Genomic DNA, 13,620 nt, shown 5'->3' with positions numbered 1-13,620 from the left:
GCTTGCGCTGATCGGTGTCGATCGCGCGCACGAACTCGGCTTCGGCGGCATCGCCGGTGCGGACACTTCCAGCCCAAACCGCTCGACGCGTGACGTGCGTTCCGCCCCGTCGCACCTGCATTCTGGGCTTGGTGCCGGCAAGCCGCGAAGCAGTGGCACTAAGACTGGACCGTGCCTCACGTGTGGGCGCCTCAATGCCACAAATGACGCGCAAGGGAAGGACACGCGCGCCGGCACGTCGTTGCTGTTCCTGGAACTCGAAGGCAGCGCGAATGTCGTCGTCGCGCACGCCGCTGGCGCGCAGCTCCGCCACCGCACCCGCGGGCACATTTTTCAGTCCAGAGTTTAGGGTATGCAGCATCGTTCGTCCCCTCGTGCGAGAGGCCGTGCGCAGACAAAGCAGGAACGTGGCGCGAAGCGCGCTAATCCTTGACAGATTGGACGGGGGAGGCTATCTGATCGTTAGATTTGTAAGCGATCTTAAGTGGCGCCAACCACTTGATAGCGACCCCGACGCCCGGCCTTCGTGCCGGGCTTCGTTTATCCGCTCACGGCGTCCCCCTCTCCAATAAGTGGCAATTGCTGGGGTGAAGGCGTCAGTTCGCTGACGTAAGCCCCAACAGTTTCAAGCGCGACGCCAAGCGTCACGCCGCGATTGCGGTGCGCAATCGCTTCGAGAAAAGCATGCTGTTCTCGCGGAAGATGAATCGCGATCTGCTTGGCGCTCGTGCCGTCGCTGGGCGGCGGCGGAACACGCATTTCTTCGATCGTGTAGTTGGTCATGGCCTTGTCCAACATGGCCATGACGACCTGCTCCACTCCGCGCATTTTGTACGCCGATTTGTAGTCGCTCAGGCGTTTGCGAAAGCTGGCAGGGATATTGAATTTGCACTGCACGAAGTCGGCCGCATAGAGCGCTTCCCGCTTTCGCCTCATGCAGGCAGCGGGAGTCGCGACGACTCGTTCGGAGGCAGACGTTCCAACCATGTTCCAAGCTGTATGTGACGTGTGCCGCCTTGTCAAACCAACTACCCCGCAAGGTAGTTAAACGCAAAAATTAGCGTTGGGCGATAGATGCGCTATAGATAATGGGAAGCTCTAACTCCCGAGCAAATCTGATGGAAGGCTGCGGACACGACGTATGGCGCAATATCTGAACGTGGACGAGGCAGCTTCAGAATTGGCGACCCACCTTGCCGCGAACGTCAAAGAGCGCCGTGCCGCGCTTAAAATGACCCAGGTGGAGCTTTCCATTCGGTCCGGTGTCGCCACCTCGCATCTATCCTTCATCGAACGTGCAAAGGCCAATCCCACGCTCGAAGTCGTTGAACAACTTGCCAAGGGCCTCGGTTGCTCTGCGATTGACCTTCTGACGGTGCAGTCAGCTTCCTGAAATCCCTTCAATTTATAAACCATGCGATCCATCGCATACCACGCACGGCGCATGCCCTTGGCGCTACCCTGATGCGGTGAATGGACTACGGTTCACGGCACAGACGCCATGAACCAACCATGCCGCCTTTGGGACGCACACGCGGACACTGCCAGCGAAATGCTGGAGAGCCTGACCGACAAGCAGGTCGAGGTGCTCGACCAGTTGTGTCTGCACAAGACCAGCAAGGAAATCGCCAATGAGCTGGGCATTTCACGCCACACCGTGGACCAGCGCGTCTCAAGCGTTCGCACAAAATGGAATCTTCCCACCCGCCAAGAGGTCGTGCGGCTTTACCGGGAATTGCGGGAAATCGCAGAAAACCATAACGATTCCATATACGAACCATTGATATATGAACCGTCGCAGGTTGGCATCGAGGCTGGGGCCGATGATCCTGAGCGCAAGAACCGGACGACCTCCATGGTCGAGGATCTCGCGCCTGCCGCCCTAGCCACCCCTAGCCTATCCCAGGCCAACGCCCAGGGCATGACGCTTGTCGATCGCCTCGACCTCCACTTTGGTCCGTCCGGTCGGTTCGTGGCTGTCATTGGACTGGCGTTCATGATGGCTCTCACGCTGGCTCTGGTCCTGGTGATTGCGGATGCTCTGGAGAGACTGTTGTAATTCACGCTTGATCGCGGCCGCCCGTGTGAATGGCTCTTCGCAATGGGCGTGATGCAGATCCTCTACTTCGGCTTTCTCGCGACGATCTTCGTCGCGATTGGCCTCAGCCTCTGGAAGGGCGGAGACCCCGAACGCGCCGGCGCGGGCGTCCTGCTTATCATGTTCATGATGACCTGGTTCGAAGGCGCCCTCATTCAGACAGTGGGCCTGTCGCAAGAGGCGATACGCACAATCTCGGTTGCCGAAGATCTCGTCGGGCTGGCCGGTTTCGGGCTGATCGCCGCGCGGGCGCGGCGCATGTGGCCGATCGTCTGCACGGCCATGGAATTGCTCTCGGTGCTGACCCACCTAGTCCATTACCTCGGCATGGTGAACCGCCCGATCGTCGTGGTCTTCATGAGCCAGACGCCGACCTTCACTGCCACGGTCAGCCTGATCGTGGGCACCATCATTCACATACGGCGCTCCCAGCGCTTCGGTCCTGAACGCGACTGGCAAGATTTCAGGAACCTTCCCTCGGGCTGACTATCCCCAAATCGCAAGGAAGCGCCATGGATTTTCCAAGCTACCGCCAGTGGCAGGCACAAGCGCCTGGCACACGTCCCGATCTCCATCTGGCCGATGGATTTCTAGCGGGGGCCCTCATGTCGCTCGAGCCCATGCCGGACAGCCAGTGGCTAGATGCGATCATGGGGCCGATTTCGGAGCAGGCCGTGTCGCGAGACCTCGTTGAAACGCGGGCGCGCAAGGAACTGCTGGCACGCCTTGACCAGGCCCGTGTGCAAATGGCGGCCAGCAACCCGCACTATGTGCCGATCCTTGCCGTGAAGGCTGATGGTGAATTTGACCTTACCGCCTGGAGCAGCGGCTTCTACGAAGCGATCGCCGACGATCTCGACATGTGGCAATATCTGCTGGCCGGTCAGCGCGAAGGCGGTCTGCTTGCGCTTCTGGGAAGCCATGCCGTAGGGGAAATGGGCAATGCAGCCCGCCGCTACATCGCCAGCCACCCGGAGGCGCAGGCCCTTTCCGAAATCGCGGCCCGCTCATGGGAAGTGCTCTCACGCTTGCTTCCCATGATGTACGAGAAGCGCCGCCAAATCGTTGAAGGCGGCACTACCGCATCGGCTATGCCTGCCTCCCGTCGCGCAGGCAGTTGAGCCATGTCGGTGTATCGAACCCTTTACCTCCGAACGCTCGGCGCGGTCCAGGAGCGCAAACTAGCGGTCCCTGACCTTGCCTTTGCCAGCGCATTGCCCGAAGCCCGCATCGTAAGCATTCTAGAAGGCAAGGCCCGGGACATAACGCTGACTGAACTGGCGGGACTTTGCACGGCGCTCGGGATGCCGCCAGCCGACCTTCTTCAATCAGCCTGACACATCTTTATGCGCCTTCAAAAAGCCGAAGAGCGTGGAGCGAGCGACACCCAGGTCCTTTGCCACACTCTCATGCGTTGCGCCCGGCTCGGCCAAACGCCTTTGGATGTCAGGCAACTGCTCGAGCGTGAGGCGCGGCTTACGTCCCGCTTTCGCCTCACGCTTTGCATTGGTCTTGATCCCGTGGATCTGCCGCCAGTGACTGTCGAAGGCTTCGACCAGAAGAAACAGATCGCTCTCCCGATCCGGGGTAATTGTCACGCCAAGGCCGCAAAGCTCGATCGAGATTCCGGCCTTGAGGAACTTGAGCATCAGGCGAAGGACCGTCGTGGTGCTGAGCGCCAGACACGAAAGATCGTGGAACTTGATGGTGTCTCCCGACACAAGCGGATTGCCAAGCTTGCCCAACAGCTTCTCCAGCTCGCTGAAGCTGACCTGCGGGGCACTCACGACAAGATCGCCGTCGCGCACGCAAGCCGACGCTTGCTCGGCAAGCGAGGGCGATTTTCCAGTCTCAGCCAGGAACACCACAGTCTTGGGCAAAAGCATCACCTTCTTCATTCTTCACGCAAGGCCGTGATTTCACGCCAGCAGCGCGCCGTAGAAATTGCCCCGGTCTCCATCAAGATCGAGGCTTCACGATACCAACAGTACAGCAATAGCCAATTGCATATTGCTGGACGACTGAATATTCTATATATCACATATCCAGACCCAAGAGCGCAACGCTCGTCAGCGTAAACAGGGAGCTGGTTCATGTTCGATCGTCCGCTTGCGAAATACCACAATCTGCTCGGTGGGCTCGGGCTGTTGGCAGCCGGAACGCTCGCCACCGCAGCGCCGCAGGAGGCCCACGCCTCGACCTGGGGCTGTCAGGTCATCCTCTGCCTCGCCACCCCCGGCTCGCCCACGACTTATGCTGAGTGCGTGCCGCCGATCACAAAGCTCTGGAAGACGCTGGCGCTCGGGGGCTCCTTTCCGTCCTGCTCGGAAGGCGGCGTTTCGGCCAAGACGAAGAAGCTGAGCAAGACGCTCTACTACGTAAAGAGCACGCAGAACGACGGCACCACGAGCGCGTATCTCATCAACACCAAGACCTCGACGGTCACGACGATCGGCCGATGATCTACACCGTCGCCGCCCTCACTGCGCTCGCGCAGCAATGCGCTCCAGGCGTTGCCACAGAAGCGCTTGTTCCCCTCCTCGTCGCCGAAAGCCAGGGCAATCCTCTCGCGATCAACGTCAACAAGGGGCCGCGCGTGAACGCCTCGAACCTCGCCGACGCGGTCGCGCTGGTGAAGCGCTACGTGGCGGCCGGGCACTCGGTCGACATTGGTCTTGGCCAGATCAACTCGAGAAACCTCGCACGTCTCGGTACGACGATCGAACAAACCTTCGATCCGTGCACCAACCTCGGCCTTGCCTCGCGCGTCCTGCAAGAAGGCTACGCGCGGGCGAGCCAGCACTACACAGGCCTCGACGCGATCAGCGTCACCTATTCGCTCTACAACACCGGCTCGATGAGCCGGGGCTTTCGCAACGGCTACGTCAAGCGCGTCTGGGCCGCTGCTGCGCGCGTCGGTGCGATCGAAACGCCCCCCGCACTCCCCGACCTTTCCTCTTCCCCGTCCATCCTGACCTCCATGCCGCAGGAGGACAGCTCAATTGAAGCGCCTGCACAGTGGGTGTTCGGTCAGGCCAGCACCGGAATCGAGGTCTTCCAATGAGCGAAGAAAACAGCATCGCGCAGGCCCCTCGGGCCGCAGAATGGGACGCTTCTCGGAAAACTGTCCCCCAGGCAGCGTTCTCCATTCCCGACGATCTTGCCAAGCGGTACGAAATCCGCGCCATCGATGGCCGCTCCGAAGCGGAACGCCGGGTCGGCCTGTTCGCACCGGGCAATGTCCAGACGCCGGCGCTCGAAATCTCGAACGAGCGGATCGTTGCCAACCGCGACGATCGCGAGACGGTCGAGAACCTCGTGAAGCTCGCGCAGCACAATGGCTGGGAAGGCATCTCGGTCGACGGCTCGCCCGAATTTCGCAAGGCTGTATGGCAGGCCGCGGCGCGTTCGGGCCTCGAGGTCAATGGCTACGAGCCATCGTTTGCCGAGCGTGAAGCCGTTGAGCGCCAACGCCGTGAGGAAGCCGAACGCGAGCGCAAGGACGCGGAGCGTCTGCGCAAGGGGGACAAGGCCGAGAAAGACGGAGAAGTGGAGAAGGTCGTCGAGGCGGCGGAGATCGCGATTGATGCGGCCAACCCCAACCCGGCGCAGACCGTCACTGCCGGTCTTGCCAAGGCTGGCCACGATGAAAGCCCCGAGGACGTCACCTCCCTCCTGCTCAAGCGCAAGAGCGCGCTGGTCGAGGAGCTGAATGACGTTCTGCGCGAAGATCCATCGCTGTCGAACCAGACCGTTTCCGAGTTCATCCTGAAGCAGCCCTCCGCGCAGATGCGCCTTGGCGATGCCGGGGTCAGCAACGAAGTCCTGGCCGCCCGCAATCTCATGTCTGAAAGCATCATTGCGGACACGGCACGGAACCAGGGCAACCTTTCCAAGACCGTCGGGGAATACCTGCGCGATCAGAATAGCGAAATTGGTGAACTGGCGCGCAGCCGGGGTCTTGAAGCGCCCGATGGCAAGGCAGCGCGTGACGAGCTGGTGGCTGAAGCCCTTCAGGAGCGCAACGCCTTCTCCGAGTTCCTGGCGAGCAAGGACAGGGCGCGGGCCGCAGAACGAGAAAACGAGAAGCTGGCCGACCTGTATCTCAGCGGCACGCAAGAGCAGCGCCAGGCCGAGCCCCGACTTGCCAACGCGCTCGAAGCGGAAGCGGAAATGCGCCGCCACCTCGAAGCCGCCTTCCAGGGCGATGAGCAGCGCATCGAGGCGGTCTCCCAGGAGGGCCGCCAAATGATCTCGGACGTGCTGCGGCGCGGCCTTGATGTGTCGGTTCGTGAACCGGCGCCGGTTCGGCAGATCGAGCCGATCCAAACCAACCAGATGGAACGGTAACCTCAACATGGAGAAGTCTATGAAGTTCTCTCGTCGTCCCGCGCGTCGCATCCTCTCGGATCGTCGCGCCCGCCAGATTGTCGGCGTTGCCGGCATCCTCGCCTCCATGGCGGTGTCCCAGGCCGCCTTCGCCTCCACCAGCATCGAAACCGGCCTCGACACCATCGAGAGCTGGATGATCACCATTGCCTCGGTGGTCGGCGTCATCGCCATCATGGCAGTGGGCTACGCCAAGCTCACCGGCCGCATGGATTGGGGCCGCGCCGTCACCGTTCTGATCGGGATCGGCATCATCTTCTCCGCCACGACGATCGTGGGCTGGATGGGTGGCACCGCCTGACATGGACACGGAAAAGATCGCCGAAGACAAGGTGTTTCTCGCCATGACCCGGCCATCGGTGTTCATGGGTCTGCCGCTCGAGGCAATCCTGCCGATCATCATGGTCTGCATGGTGCTGTGGGGGATCGTCGGAAACCCGTTCTATCCCCTCGCCCTCTTCGGCGCTCTCTACTTCCCGGCGCGCATGGTCGTGCATTACGACTTCAACGCGTTCCGGCTCTGGGGCCTGTGGTTCCAGACCACCTTCATTTCCAAAAATCGCAAGTTCTGGGGGGGCGGGAGCTACTCTCCCGTCCGCCTCAAGACCGGCGTGAAGCGCAGGCAGTTCGGCAATGACTAGGTTCGCCCTCAAGCACAAACAGGTCACGCTTCGCGAAGAGGATGACATCAAGTTCATCCCCTACACCCGGCACGTCAACGACACCGTGGTTGCGCTGGCTGACGGCTCGCTCATGCGCATGTACCGGGTCGATGGGCGCCCGTTTGAAACCTGCGACATTGCTGACCTCAACACCTGGCACAACAAGCTCAATATCGCCTGGCGCACGATCGGCGATGACCGCGTGGCCGTCTGGACGCACCTGGTGCGCACCGCCACCAATCCCGAGCTGGACGGCGAGTTTCAGTCCGCCTTCGCGCGCGACCTGCAAGCCAGTTATTCGGAGCGCCTCAAGGAAAAGGTGCTCTACCACAACGAGTTCTACGTCACGATCGTCGTGCGCCCCTCGAACATGGCCGGCGACCAGCTCACCCGCCTGTTCGGCAAGGCGGATGCCAGCCACGCCGCAGATGATCGCGCCTTAGCGATCATGGCTGACAAGTGCCGCGACTTCGAAAGCATGCTGGCCGACACCAACCCGGTGCCGCTCTCGCTCTACGAGCGCAATGGCGTGCTGTTCTCCCAGCCCATGGAAGTGCTGCACTTTATTCAGACCGGCGACCGCATCCGCATTCCCCTTGTCCACGGACGGCTCGGACAGGCGATCTACAATTCGCGGATCATCTTCGGGCGCGAGGCCGCCGAGATCCGGCTTCCCGACAGGTCCCATTTTCTCGGCATGTTCGGCGTGCGCGAGTACGTCGCGAACACGCGCAGCGGCCAGTTCAACAGCCTCCTGACGCTCGATTTTCCTTATGTGCTGACGCAGAGCTTCGCGCCGCTGGTGAAGTCGGTCGCGGCCGAGCGCTTCCAGAAGAAGTACAAGCAGATGGTCTCCTCGGACGATGCCGGCGTGAGCCAGGCCGAGGAACTGCTCGATGGCGTCGACGATCTCATGTCGAACCGCTTCGTGATGGGCGAGCATCACCTCTCGATTGCCGTGATCGACGATGATCCCAAGCGGCTGCTCGAACGCCTATCGATTGCGCGCGCCGCTGCCGCCGACACCGGTATGGTGATGGCGCGCGAGGACGTCGCGCTGGAAGCTGCCTTCTGGGCGCAGCTTCCCGGCAACTTCAAGATGCGGGCGCGGCCCGCCGTGATCAACAGCCGCAATTTCGCAGCGATGAGCCCGTTCCATACCTTTCCGGCGGGTCGCAAGTCGGGGAACCACTGGGGCGAGGCGGTGACGCTCCTGAAGACGCGCGCCGGCTCGTCCTTCTGGTTCAACTTCCACCGCGCCGACATTGGCCACACGCTCATCATCGGCCCTACGGGCGGCGGCAAGACGGTCCTGCAAAACTTCCTGCTCGCCCAGCTCGAAAAGACCGGCGCCAAGCAGATCTTCTTCGACAAGGACCGCGGCGCGGAAATCTTCGTGCGTGCCTGCGGAGGCACTTATCTCGCGCTGCGCAACGGCGAGCCGACCGGCTTTGCCCCGCTCAAGGGGCTGGAGCCGACCCACGACAACATGGCCTTCCTGCGCCAGTTCATCCGCGTCCTGGTCCGCCGCGAGAACCAGCCTCTCACCGTCACGCAAGAGCGCACCATCGATGAGGGCCTCGATGCCGTGATGCGTCTGCCCGCGCCGCAACGTTCGATGAGCGCGCTTCGCGAAATGCTCGGCTATGCCGACGCCGAAGGCATTGGCGCGCGGCTCGAGCGCTGGTGCCAGGGCGGCGCGCTCGGGTGGGCGTTCGATGGCCCGGCCGATGAAGTCTCGATGGCAGTCCGCTTCGTCGGGTTCGACATGACGGATTTCCTCGAAAACCCGGAAATTCGCACGCCCATGATGCTCTACCTCTTCCACCGCGTGGATGAGTTGCTCAACGGCCAGCGCGTCGTCGTCGATATCGACGAGTTCTGGAAGGCGTTGCAAGACGAGGCCTTCAAATCGTTCGCACAGGACGGCCTCAAGACCTTCCGCAAGCGCAACGCCTTCATGGTCTTCGGTACGCAGTCGCCCGCCGACGCGCTGCGCTCCTCGATCGCCCATTCGATCATCGAGCAGACCGCGACCAAGATTCTCCTGCCCAACTCGGACGCCAAGCGTTCGGATTACTGCGAGGGCCTTGGCCTCACGGAAACGGAATTTCGGCTGATTAAGGAAGACCTGACACCCGAAAGCCGGTGCTTCCTCATCAAGCAGGGACACACCTCGATTGTCGCCAAGCTCGATCTGAACGGGATGCTCGACGAACTCTCGGTTCTCTCCGGCCGTGCGGAAACGCTGGAGGTCATGGAGGCCGCCATTGCCCAGGCGGGCACCGATCCGGCGGCATGGCTGCCGCTCTTCTACGCCAACGAAAGGAGAAGCTGAAATGCGCATCAAGACCATTGTGCTGCTGGGAGCCGCGCCGCTCGCGCTCGGTCTCGCCGCAACCCCCGCGGCGGCGCAGGGCATTCCGGTGTTCGATTCCTCGACCTACCTCCAGACGATCTCGACTGTCACCAACACCGCCAAGATCATCGACCAGGGCGTGCAGCAGATCGAGACCGCGCAAAATCAGCTCAACTCGCTGCAAAAGCTCACCAACATCAACTCGGTGGCCTCGAACCTGTCGAACAGCTCGGTGCGCAACATAATGCCCACCACGACGATGGACGCCGGCACGCTGTTCGGCGGTGATCTGTCCAAGATCGGCTCGCTCAGCTCGTCCGCAAGCAGCATCCAGTCGCAATACCTGTTGTCGGGAACATCGAGCGCAGATGCGGCCTACAACCAGGCGCTCAAGGACGCGACCGGCTCGGCCGCTGCAACGGCCGCCTTTGGCGAGAACACGCTGGCGGTGTCGCAAACTCGCATGGCCGGTCTCCAGACGCTGCAAGCCAAGCTCGACACCGCGACCGACCCCAAGGACGTGATGGACCTTCAGGCGCGCATCGCCGCCGAACAGGCCCAGCTCCAGAACGACCAGCTCAAAATGCAGGCGCTTCAGATGGCTCAGTCAGGGCGCAACCAGCTCGCGAATGCCGCAGCAACCACAGCTCGCGCTGCCGACAACTCGGCTCTCTACGACGACAACATCCTGAGGAAATGACCATGAAAAAGTGGATTGCGCTTTCTGTACTCCTAGCTGTGGCCGCCTGCAGCAAGCCGGTGCAGGTTCCGACCGAAGCCGAATTCGAAGCGAACCCCAAGATGCTGTCGGACTGGATGCAGAAGTGCACGAAGGGCGAATACAGCAACCTCGGGATCGAGGAGCAGAGCAAGATGTGCGGCTCGGCGCAGGCTGCCTCCAATGCCCTGCTGCAAAAGGCCAGGGCGGAACAGAACGCCAAGCTCTTCCAGTAATCTTAACTGTCGAGGTCTGGCGCCATGAGCCTAATGATCACATTCACGTCGATGTACGGTTATGTCGAAACCGCCATCGACACGGCTGTTTCAAGCTTCGGGTCGGGCCTCGTCAGCTTTGTCGCCGCGCCTCTGGGCGTTGCCGCAACGATATACTTCCTGCTTCTGGGGTTTGCAGTCCTGCGCGGAGCCATCCAGGCTCCACTGCGCGAACTGGTATTCCAGGCCGGCAAAGTCGGCTTTGCGCTCGCGGCGGCCAGTGCTGTCGGCTACTCGGCCTTCGTCGTCAACGTGGCGACCAACCTCCCAACCGAAATCATTGCGGCCGGATCGGGTACAGCGGTCACCAACCCGGGCACGACGTTCGACACCTACGTCTCGGATACGAACAAGATCGCCCAAATCATTTCCGACGAAAACGACAAAGTTCAAAGCCAGACGGTTGGCCTGACCGACATTGATCTCGCCGCCGAAAAGCTTTTCGCAAATTTCGTCGCGTTCCTCGCGATCATCGTCCTCTACATCTTCGCTGCCCTGTCGGCAGCTGTCGGCTTCTGCATCGTCATCTTCGCAAAGCTGGCCGTTGCGATCTGCGTGGCTCTCGCCCCGCTGGCCCTGGCCTGTCTGCTCTTCAATTCCTCGCGCTGGCTGTTCGATGGCTGGTTGAAGCAGACGGCCAATTACATCCTGCTCATGGTGGTCATCGCTATCATGACCAAGTTCATCACAGGCCTCGAGCAACAGGTGATGGACGACATCATGAGCGCCGTTGGCGATGGCAGTATGTTCATCGCTACCAGCGGAGGCAGAATGGTTCTCAACGCTGCGGGTATCGCGATCGGCGTTCTTTCCTGCGTGATCATCTACATCGTGGGAACAGTCTTCTTCTTCCAGTCCCCCTCGATTGCGGCGGGCATCGCCGGTGGCGCCTCCTCGGGCGGCCACGGCTTCCTTCAGACTGGTGCGAACATCCTGGCCAATCGCCTCATGTTCCGCCGCATTGCCAATTCCCGCCCGTCGGCGCCTGCCGGACGGGCGGGAGGCACCGCCACGAGAACATGAGGTCGCCTGCGAATGAGTTTTGAACGCCCCTAACGCGGCACATTGCTGACGGAGTTTTTATGAAAGCGCTGATTTTCACAGCGTTGGGTGCGCTTGCACTCAGCGGATGCACCGGGAGTCACATCAAGCCGCCTGCCGTTTGTGACGGCAAGCACCGGCGTCCGGCCAACATGTACGGCACGATCATGCCCAATCTGCCGGTGCCGCTCCCGCCCTCGCAGAGCGGCGGGTGGCCCGCCACTCCGGCATCGAGCCCGTCCAGCGACACACCGATTCCGCCCGAAGCGCAAGAGGCCGCAGCCGCCGCGAGCGCCGCAGCCCAGGCTGCAAATCCCACCCCCGCTCTCTCGCCGCGCGATGAGCGCGAGATCGAGCTTTCCTACCTTCCCTGCTCATAAGGAAACGTCTCATGGCCCAGGTCAAAGCCGCCGACAAAGGCAAGTACCTCGAAAGCGCGCGGACGTTCGAATACGACCGGATGCGCGCCGCAATCCAGTCCCGGCGGGTTGCCTGGACTGTCGCGGGGTGCGCCTGCGCCATGGCGCTTGTCTCGACCGGGGCGGTCGCCATGCTGGCCCCGCTCAAGACCGTCGAGCCCTATGTGATCCGCGTCGACAAATCGACCGGAGAAACGCAGGTCGTGACCGCGCTCAAAGGCCCCCAGCCCCAGACCTATGACGATGCGGTCAACCGCTTCTTCGTGGCGCAGTACATTCGCCTGCGCGAAGGCTGGCTCGATGATGCCGCGCGCGAGAACGCCTATGCGGTCATGCTCATGAGCGACAAGGCCGAAGGCTCGCGCTACCTCGATAGCGTCAAGTCGAGCAACGAGAAGGCCCCCTCCAACATCTACGGGGACAAGGGCTTCGTCTCGATCCACATTCGCGCGATCAGCTTCCTGAGCCCGACCGTCGCGCAGGTCCGCTACGCCAAACTCGTCACGATGGGCCAGAACACGCCCACGGCGCAGAACTGGACCGCCACCCTCACCTTCAAGTTCACGACAGCGCCCACGCTGGAGAAGGACCGGCTGATCAATCCGCTCGGCTTCGAGGTCGTGAATTTCCACTCGGACCCGGAGACCTGACATGAGCGATGCGCCCAAGACGCCCGAACGCGGTGACAACACCCCCACGCCCTTCCTCCCCGTCCTTCGCGAAAAAGTCGCCCGGCGCCTGTCGCCTGTAGACACCAAGGTCGCGCTCACCTCGTCGGGCGCCAGAAGCCCGTTCTGGCGCGGTATCGACGCGATCTGGCGCAAGCTGGTGACCTTCAGCCTCGCCGGCACCGTCATCGTTACGCTCGCGCCTCATGCCAGCTTTGCGGCAGAAACGCCGGTTGCAGGCCAGAAGGACGCGCGGGTGCGCACGGTCGATTACGATCCCGACCAGGTGGTGACGGTCGTCGGCCAGTTCCGCCACGCGATCGAGATCCAGTTCGGCGCTGGCGAGACCGTCACGCAGGCCGCCCTTGGCGATACGATCTCCTGGCAGATTGCGCCGGTCGGCAATGTCGTCTTCCTGAAACCCCGCGAAAAGGCGGCCGGAACAAACCTCATCGTCCTCACGCAAGAAGGCGGGATGACCCGCACCTACCACTTCAACCTGGCGCTCGGCACCTCGGCCACGATGTACGGCATTCGCTTCCACTACCCTCAAGCGGAGCAGGCGATGAGTGCCGAGCAGGTCCAGATGGCGCAGGCTCAAGCCGCTCAGGCCATGCAGAGCCGGATCGTCAAGACCGCGCTCGATCACGCGGTGATCGAGGGCAAGCGCAACTTCAACTACACCGAGCAGGGCGATGCCTCGCTGCAACCGAGCGAAATCTCCGACAACGGCGAGTTCACGGCGATGCGTTTCCCCGGCCACGCCGACATTCCCTCAATCTTCGCCGTCGACGTGGACGGGAGCGAGACGATCGTGCCCTACGACGTGCGCGACGACTTCGTGGTGATCCACGCCGTCTACCGCGAACTACGCCTGCGCCGGGGCAAGGCGGTCCTCGCGATCTACAACGAGGCCCCGCCCCGCAACGATCGCGCCGAGCGCACGGGCACCGTCTCCAACATCGTCGAACGCAAAGTGAAGGGGCAGTAA

The 13,620-nt window shown here is 62.0% G+C and carries 19 protein-coding genes and 1 pseudogene; 17 read left to right on the top strand and 3 right to left on the bottom strand.

Features of this window, described 5'->3' with window-relative positions; translation table 11 throughout:
* A pseudogene (locus MBENS4_RS26190) lies at positions 1 to 361 on the bottom strand (hypothetical protein); the annotation flags it as partial.
* 179 nt (positions 362 to 540) lie between these two features.
* Positions 541 to 936 carry a hypothetical protein gene (locus MBENS4_RS22455; protein WP_039396186.1) on the bottom strand — a complete coding sequence of 132 codons (396 nt, stop codon included), beginning with the start codon at positions 934 to 936 and terminating at the stop codon, positions 541 to 543.
* 205 nt (positions 937 to 1,141) lie between these two features.
* Here MBENS4_RS22455 and MBENS4_RS22450 point away from each other — a divergent pair, with 205 nt between their 5' ends.
* From MBENS4_RS22450 to MBENS4_RS27700, 5 genes are all read left to right on the top strand, one after another.
* Complete coding sequence (locus MBENS4_RS22450; RefSeq protein ID WP_039396183.1) at positions 1,142 to 1,393, top strand: helix-turn-helix domain-containing protein; 252 nt, start codon at positions 1,142 to 1,144, stop codon at positions 1,391 to 1,393.
* 159 nt (positions 1,394 to 1,552) lie between these two features.
* On the top strand, positions 1,553 to 2,059 hold the full coding sequence (locus tag MBENS4_RS24445) for a helix-turn-helix domain-containing protein (protein WP_242405086.1): 507 nt from the start codon (positions 1,553 to 1,555) through the stop codon (positions 2,057 to 2,059).
* 42 nt (positions 2,060 to 2,101) lie between these two features.
* Positions 2,102 to 2,584, top strand: a complete 483-nt coding sequence (locus MBENS4_RS22440) for a hypothetical protein (RefSeq protein ID WP_039396180.1) — start codon at positions 2,102 to 2,104, stop codon at positions 2,582 to 2,584.
* 26 nt (positions 2,585 to 2,610) lie between these two features.
* Entirely contained in the window at positions 2,611 to 3,219 is a 609-nt protein-coding gene (locus tag MBENS4_RS22435; protein ID WP_039396177.1) for a UPF0149 family protein, read from the top strand.
* Between the two features lie 3 nt (positions 3,220 to 3,222).
* Positions 3,223 to 3,435 carry a helix-turn-helix domain-containing protein gene (locus tag MBENS4_RS27700; RefSeq protein ID WP_039396174.1) on the top strand — a complete coding sequence of 71 codons (213 nt, stop codon included), beginning with the start codon at positions 3,223 to 3,225 and terminating at the stop codon, positions 3,433 to 3,435.
* On the opposite strand, the gene MBENS4_RS22425 is transcribed toward MBENS4_RS27700, so the two are convergent.
* On the bottom strand, positions 3,427 to 3,996 hold the full coding sequence (locus tag MBENS4_RS22425) for a helix-turn-helix domain-containing protein (protein ID WP_242405084.1): 570 nt from the start codon (positions 3,994 to 3,996) through the stop codon (positions 3,427 to 3,429). The two genes, MBENS4_RS27700 and MBENS4_RS22425, sit on opposite strands and share 9 nt — an antisense overlap.
* Before the next feature lie 195 nt (positions 3,997 to 4,191).
* Between MBENS4_RS22425 and MBENS4_RS22420 the strand changes: the two genes are divergently transcribed.
* Genes MBENS4_RS22420 through MBENS4_RS22365 form a run of 12 tightly spaced genes read left to right on the top strand, consistent with a single transcriptional unit; the run spans position 4,192 to position 13,620 of the window.
* Positions 4,192 to 4,560 (top strand): hypothetical protein, encoded by a 369-nt coding sequence (locus tag MBENS4_RS22420; RefSeq protein WP_039396171.1) that lies wholly within the window; start codon positions 4,192 to 4,194, stop codon positions 4,558 to 4,560.
* A complete protein-coding gene (locus MBENS4_RS22415) occupies positions 4,557 to 5,162 on the top strand; it encodes a lytic transglycosylase domain-containing protein (protein WP_039396168.1) in 606 nt (201 codons plus the stop codon). The genes MBENS4_RS22420 and MBENS4_RS22415 overlap by 4 nt, the downstream gene beginning before the upstream one ends.
* Positions 5,159 to 6,448, top strand: a complete 1,290-nt coding sequence (locus MBENS4_RS27030; protein WP_039396166.1) for an LPD7 domain-containing protein — start codon at positions 5,159 to 5,161, stop codon at positions 6,446 to 6,448. The genes MBENS4_RS22415 and MBENS4_RS27030 overlap by 4 nt, the downstream gene beginning before the upstream one ends.
* 19 nt (positions 6,449 to 6,467) lie before the next feature.
* Positions 6,468 to 6,788, top strand: a complete 321-nt coding sequence (locus MBENS4_RS22405; RefSeq protein ID WP_039396163.1) for a TrbC/VirB2 family protein — start codon at positions 6,468 to 6,470, stop codon at positions 6,786 to 6,788.
* A gap of 1 nt (position 6,789) precedes the next feature.
* The gene (locus tag MBENS4_RS22400; protein WP_039396160.1) at positions 6,790 to 7,128 is read left to right on the top strand and encodes a type IV secretion system protein VirB3; all 339 of its coding nucleotides are present in this window, start codon (positions 6,790 to 6,792) and stop codon (positions 7,126 to 7,128) included.
* Positions 7,121 to 9,487 carry a VirB4 family type IV secretion/conjugal transfer ATPase gene (locus MBENS4_RS22395; protein ID WP_039396158.1) on the top strand — a complete coding sequence of 789 codons (2,367 nt, stop codon included), beginning with the start codon at positions 7,121 to 7,123 and terminating at the stop codon, positions 9,485 to 9,487. The genes MBENS4_RS22400 and MBENS4_RS22395 overlap by 8 nt, the downstream gene beginning before the upstream one ends.
* A gap of 1 nt (position 9,488) precedes the next feature.
* Positions 9,489 to 10,208: a type IV secretion system protein gene (locus MBENS4_RS22390; RefSeq protein ID WP_039396155.1), complete on the top strand. Its 720-nt coding sequence runs from the start codon at positions 9,489 to 9,491 to the stop codon at positions 10,206 to 10,208.
* 2 nt (positions 10,209 to 10,210) lie between these two features.
* Entirely contained in the window at positions 10,211 to 10,462 is a 252-nt protein-coding gene (locus MBENS4_RS22385; protein ID WP_242405083.1) for an EexN family lipoprotein, read from the top strand.
* Between the two features lie 33 nt (positions 10,463 to 10,495).
* Positions 10,496 to 11,524 carry a type IV secretion system protein gene (locus tag MBENS4_RS22380; protein ID WP_039396150.1) on the top strand — a complete coding sequence of 343 codons (1,029 nt, stop codon included), beginning with the start codon at positions 10,496 to 10,498 and terminating at the stop codon, positions 11,522 to 11,524.
* Between the two features lie 59 nt (positions 11,525 to 11,583).
* Positions 11,584 to 11,922, top strand: coding sequence for a hypothetical protein (locus MBENS4_RS22375; protein ID WP_144401056.1), 339 nt, complete (start codon positions 11,584 to 11,586; stop codon positions 11,920 to 11,922).
* A gap of 11 nt (positions 11,923 to 11,933) precedes the next feature.
* Positions 11,934 to 12,611 carry a virB8 family protein gene (locus MBENS4_RS22370; protein ID WP_039396144.1) on the top strand — a complete coding sequence of 226 codons (678 nt, stop codon included), beginning with the start codon at positions 11,934 to 11,936 and terminating at the stop codon, positions 12,609 to 12,611.
* Between the two features lies 1 nt (position 12,612).
* On the top strand, positions 12,613 to 13,620 hold the full coding sequence (locus MBENS4_RS22365) for a TrbG/VirB9 family P-type conjugative transfer protein (protein WP_052322704.1): 1,008 nt from the start codon (positions 12,613 to 12,615) through the stop codon (positions 13,618 to 13,620).

This window comes from Novosphingobium sp. MBES04, assembly GCF_000813185.1.
Classification (GTDB): Bacteria; Pseudomonadota; Alphaproteobacteria; order Sphingomonadales; family Sphingomonadaceae; genus Novosphingobium; species Novosphingobium decolorationis.
The sequence above is the reverse complement of the archived record's forward strand: the minus strand, read 5'-3'. Positions and strand labels throughout refer to the sequence as shown.

What these genes read in the sequence shown, in the direction of transcription:
- MBENS4_RS22380 (WP_039396150.1), top strand. Translation starts at nt 10,496, where the DNA reads ATGATCACATTCACGTCGATGTACGGTTATGTCGAAACCGCCATCGAC.
- MBENS4_RS22395 (WP_039396158.1), top strand. Translation starts at nt 7,121, where the DNA reads ATGACTAGGTTCGCCCTCAAGCACAAACAGGTCACGCTTCGCGAAGAG.
- MBENS4_RS22450 (WP_039396183.1), top strand. Translation starts at nt 1,142, where the DNA reads ATGGCGCAATATCTGAACGTGGACGAGGCAGCTTCAGAATTGGCGACC.
- MBENS4_RS22425 (WP_242405084.1), bottom strand. Translation starts at nt 3,996, where the DNA reads ATGAAGAAGGTGATGCTTTTGCCCAAGACTGTGGTGTTCCTGGCTGAG.
- MBENS4_RS27700 (WP_039396174.1), top strand. Translation starts at nt 3,223, where the DNA reads ATGTCGGTGTATCGAACCCTTTACCTCCGAACGCTCGGCGCGGTCCAG.
- MBENS4_RS22405 (WP_039396163.1), top strand. Translation starts at nt 6,468, where the DNA reads ATGAAGTTCTCTCGTCGTCCCGCGCGTCGCATCCTCTCGGATCGTCGC.
- MBENS4_RS22365 (WP_052322704.1), top strand. Translation starts at nt 12,613, where the DNA reads ATGAGCGATGCGCCCAAGACGCCCGAACGCGGTGACAACACCCCCACG.
- MBENS4_RS22390 (WP_039396155.1), top strand. Translation starts at nt 9,489, where the DNA reads ATGCGCATCAAGACCATTGTGCTGCTGGGAGCCGCGCCGCTCGCGCTC.
- MBENS4_RS22400 (WP_039396160.1), top strand. Translation starts at nt 6,790, where the DNA reads ATGGACACGGAAAAGATCGCCGAAGACAAGGTGTTTCTCGCCATGACC.
- MBENS4_RS22435 (WP_039396177.1), top strand. Translation starts at nt 2,611, where the DNA reads ATGGATTTTCCAAGCTACCGCCAGTGGCAGGCACAAGCGCCTGGCACA.
- MBENS4_RS22385 (WP_242405083.1), top strand. Translation starts at nt 10,211, where the DNA reads ATGAAAAAGTGGATTGCGCTTTCTGTACTCCTAGCTGTGGCCGCCTGC.
- MBENS4_RS22375 (WP_144401056.1), top strand. Translation starts at nt 11,584, where the DNA reads ATGAAAGCGCTGATTTTCACAGCGTTGGGTGCGCTTGCACTCAGCGGA.
- MBENS4_RS22370 (WP_039396144.1), top strand. Translation starts at nt 11,934, where the DNA reads ATGGCCCAGGTCAAAGCCGCCGACAAAGGCAAGTACCTCGAAAGCGCG.
- MBENS4_RS27030 (WP_039396166.1), top strand. Translation starts at nt 5,159, where the DNA reads ATGAGCGAAGAAAACAGCATCGCGCAGGCCCCTCGGGCCGCAGAATGG.
- MBENS4_RS24445 (WP_242405086.1), top strand. Translation starts at nt 1,553, where the DNA reads ATGCTGGAGAGCCTGACCGACAAGCAGGTCGAGGTGCTCGACCAGTTG.
- MBENS4_RS22440 (WP_039396180.1), top strand. Translation starts at nt 2,102, where the DNA reads ATGGGCGTGATGCAGATCCTCTACTTCGGCTTTCTCGCGACGATCTTC.
- MBENS4_RS22455 (WP_039396186.1), bottom strand. Translation starts at nt 936, where the DNA reads ATGAGGCGAAAGCGGGAAGCGCTCTATGCGGCCGACTTCGTGCAGTGC.
- MBENS4_RS22415 (WP_039396168.1), top strand. Translation starts at nt 4,557, where the DNA reads ATGATCTACACCGTCGCCGCCCTCACTGCGCTCGCGCAGCAATGCGCT.
- MBENS4_RS22420 (WP_039396171.1), top strand. Translation starts at nt 4,192, where the DNA reads ATGTTCGATCGTCCGCTTGCGAAATACCACAATCTGCTCGGTGGGCTC.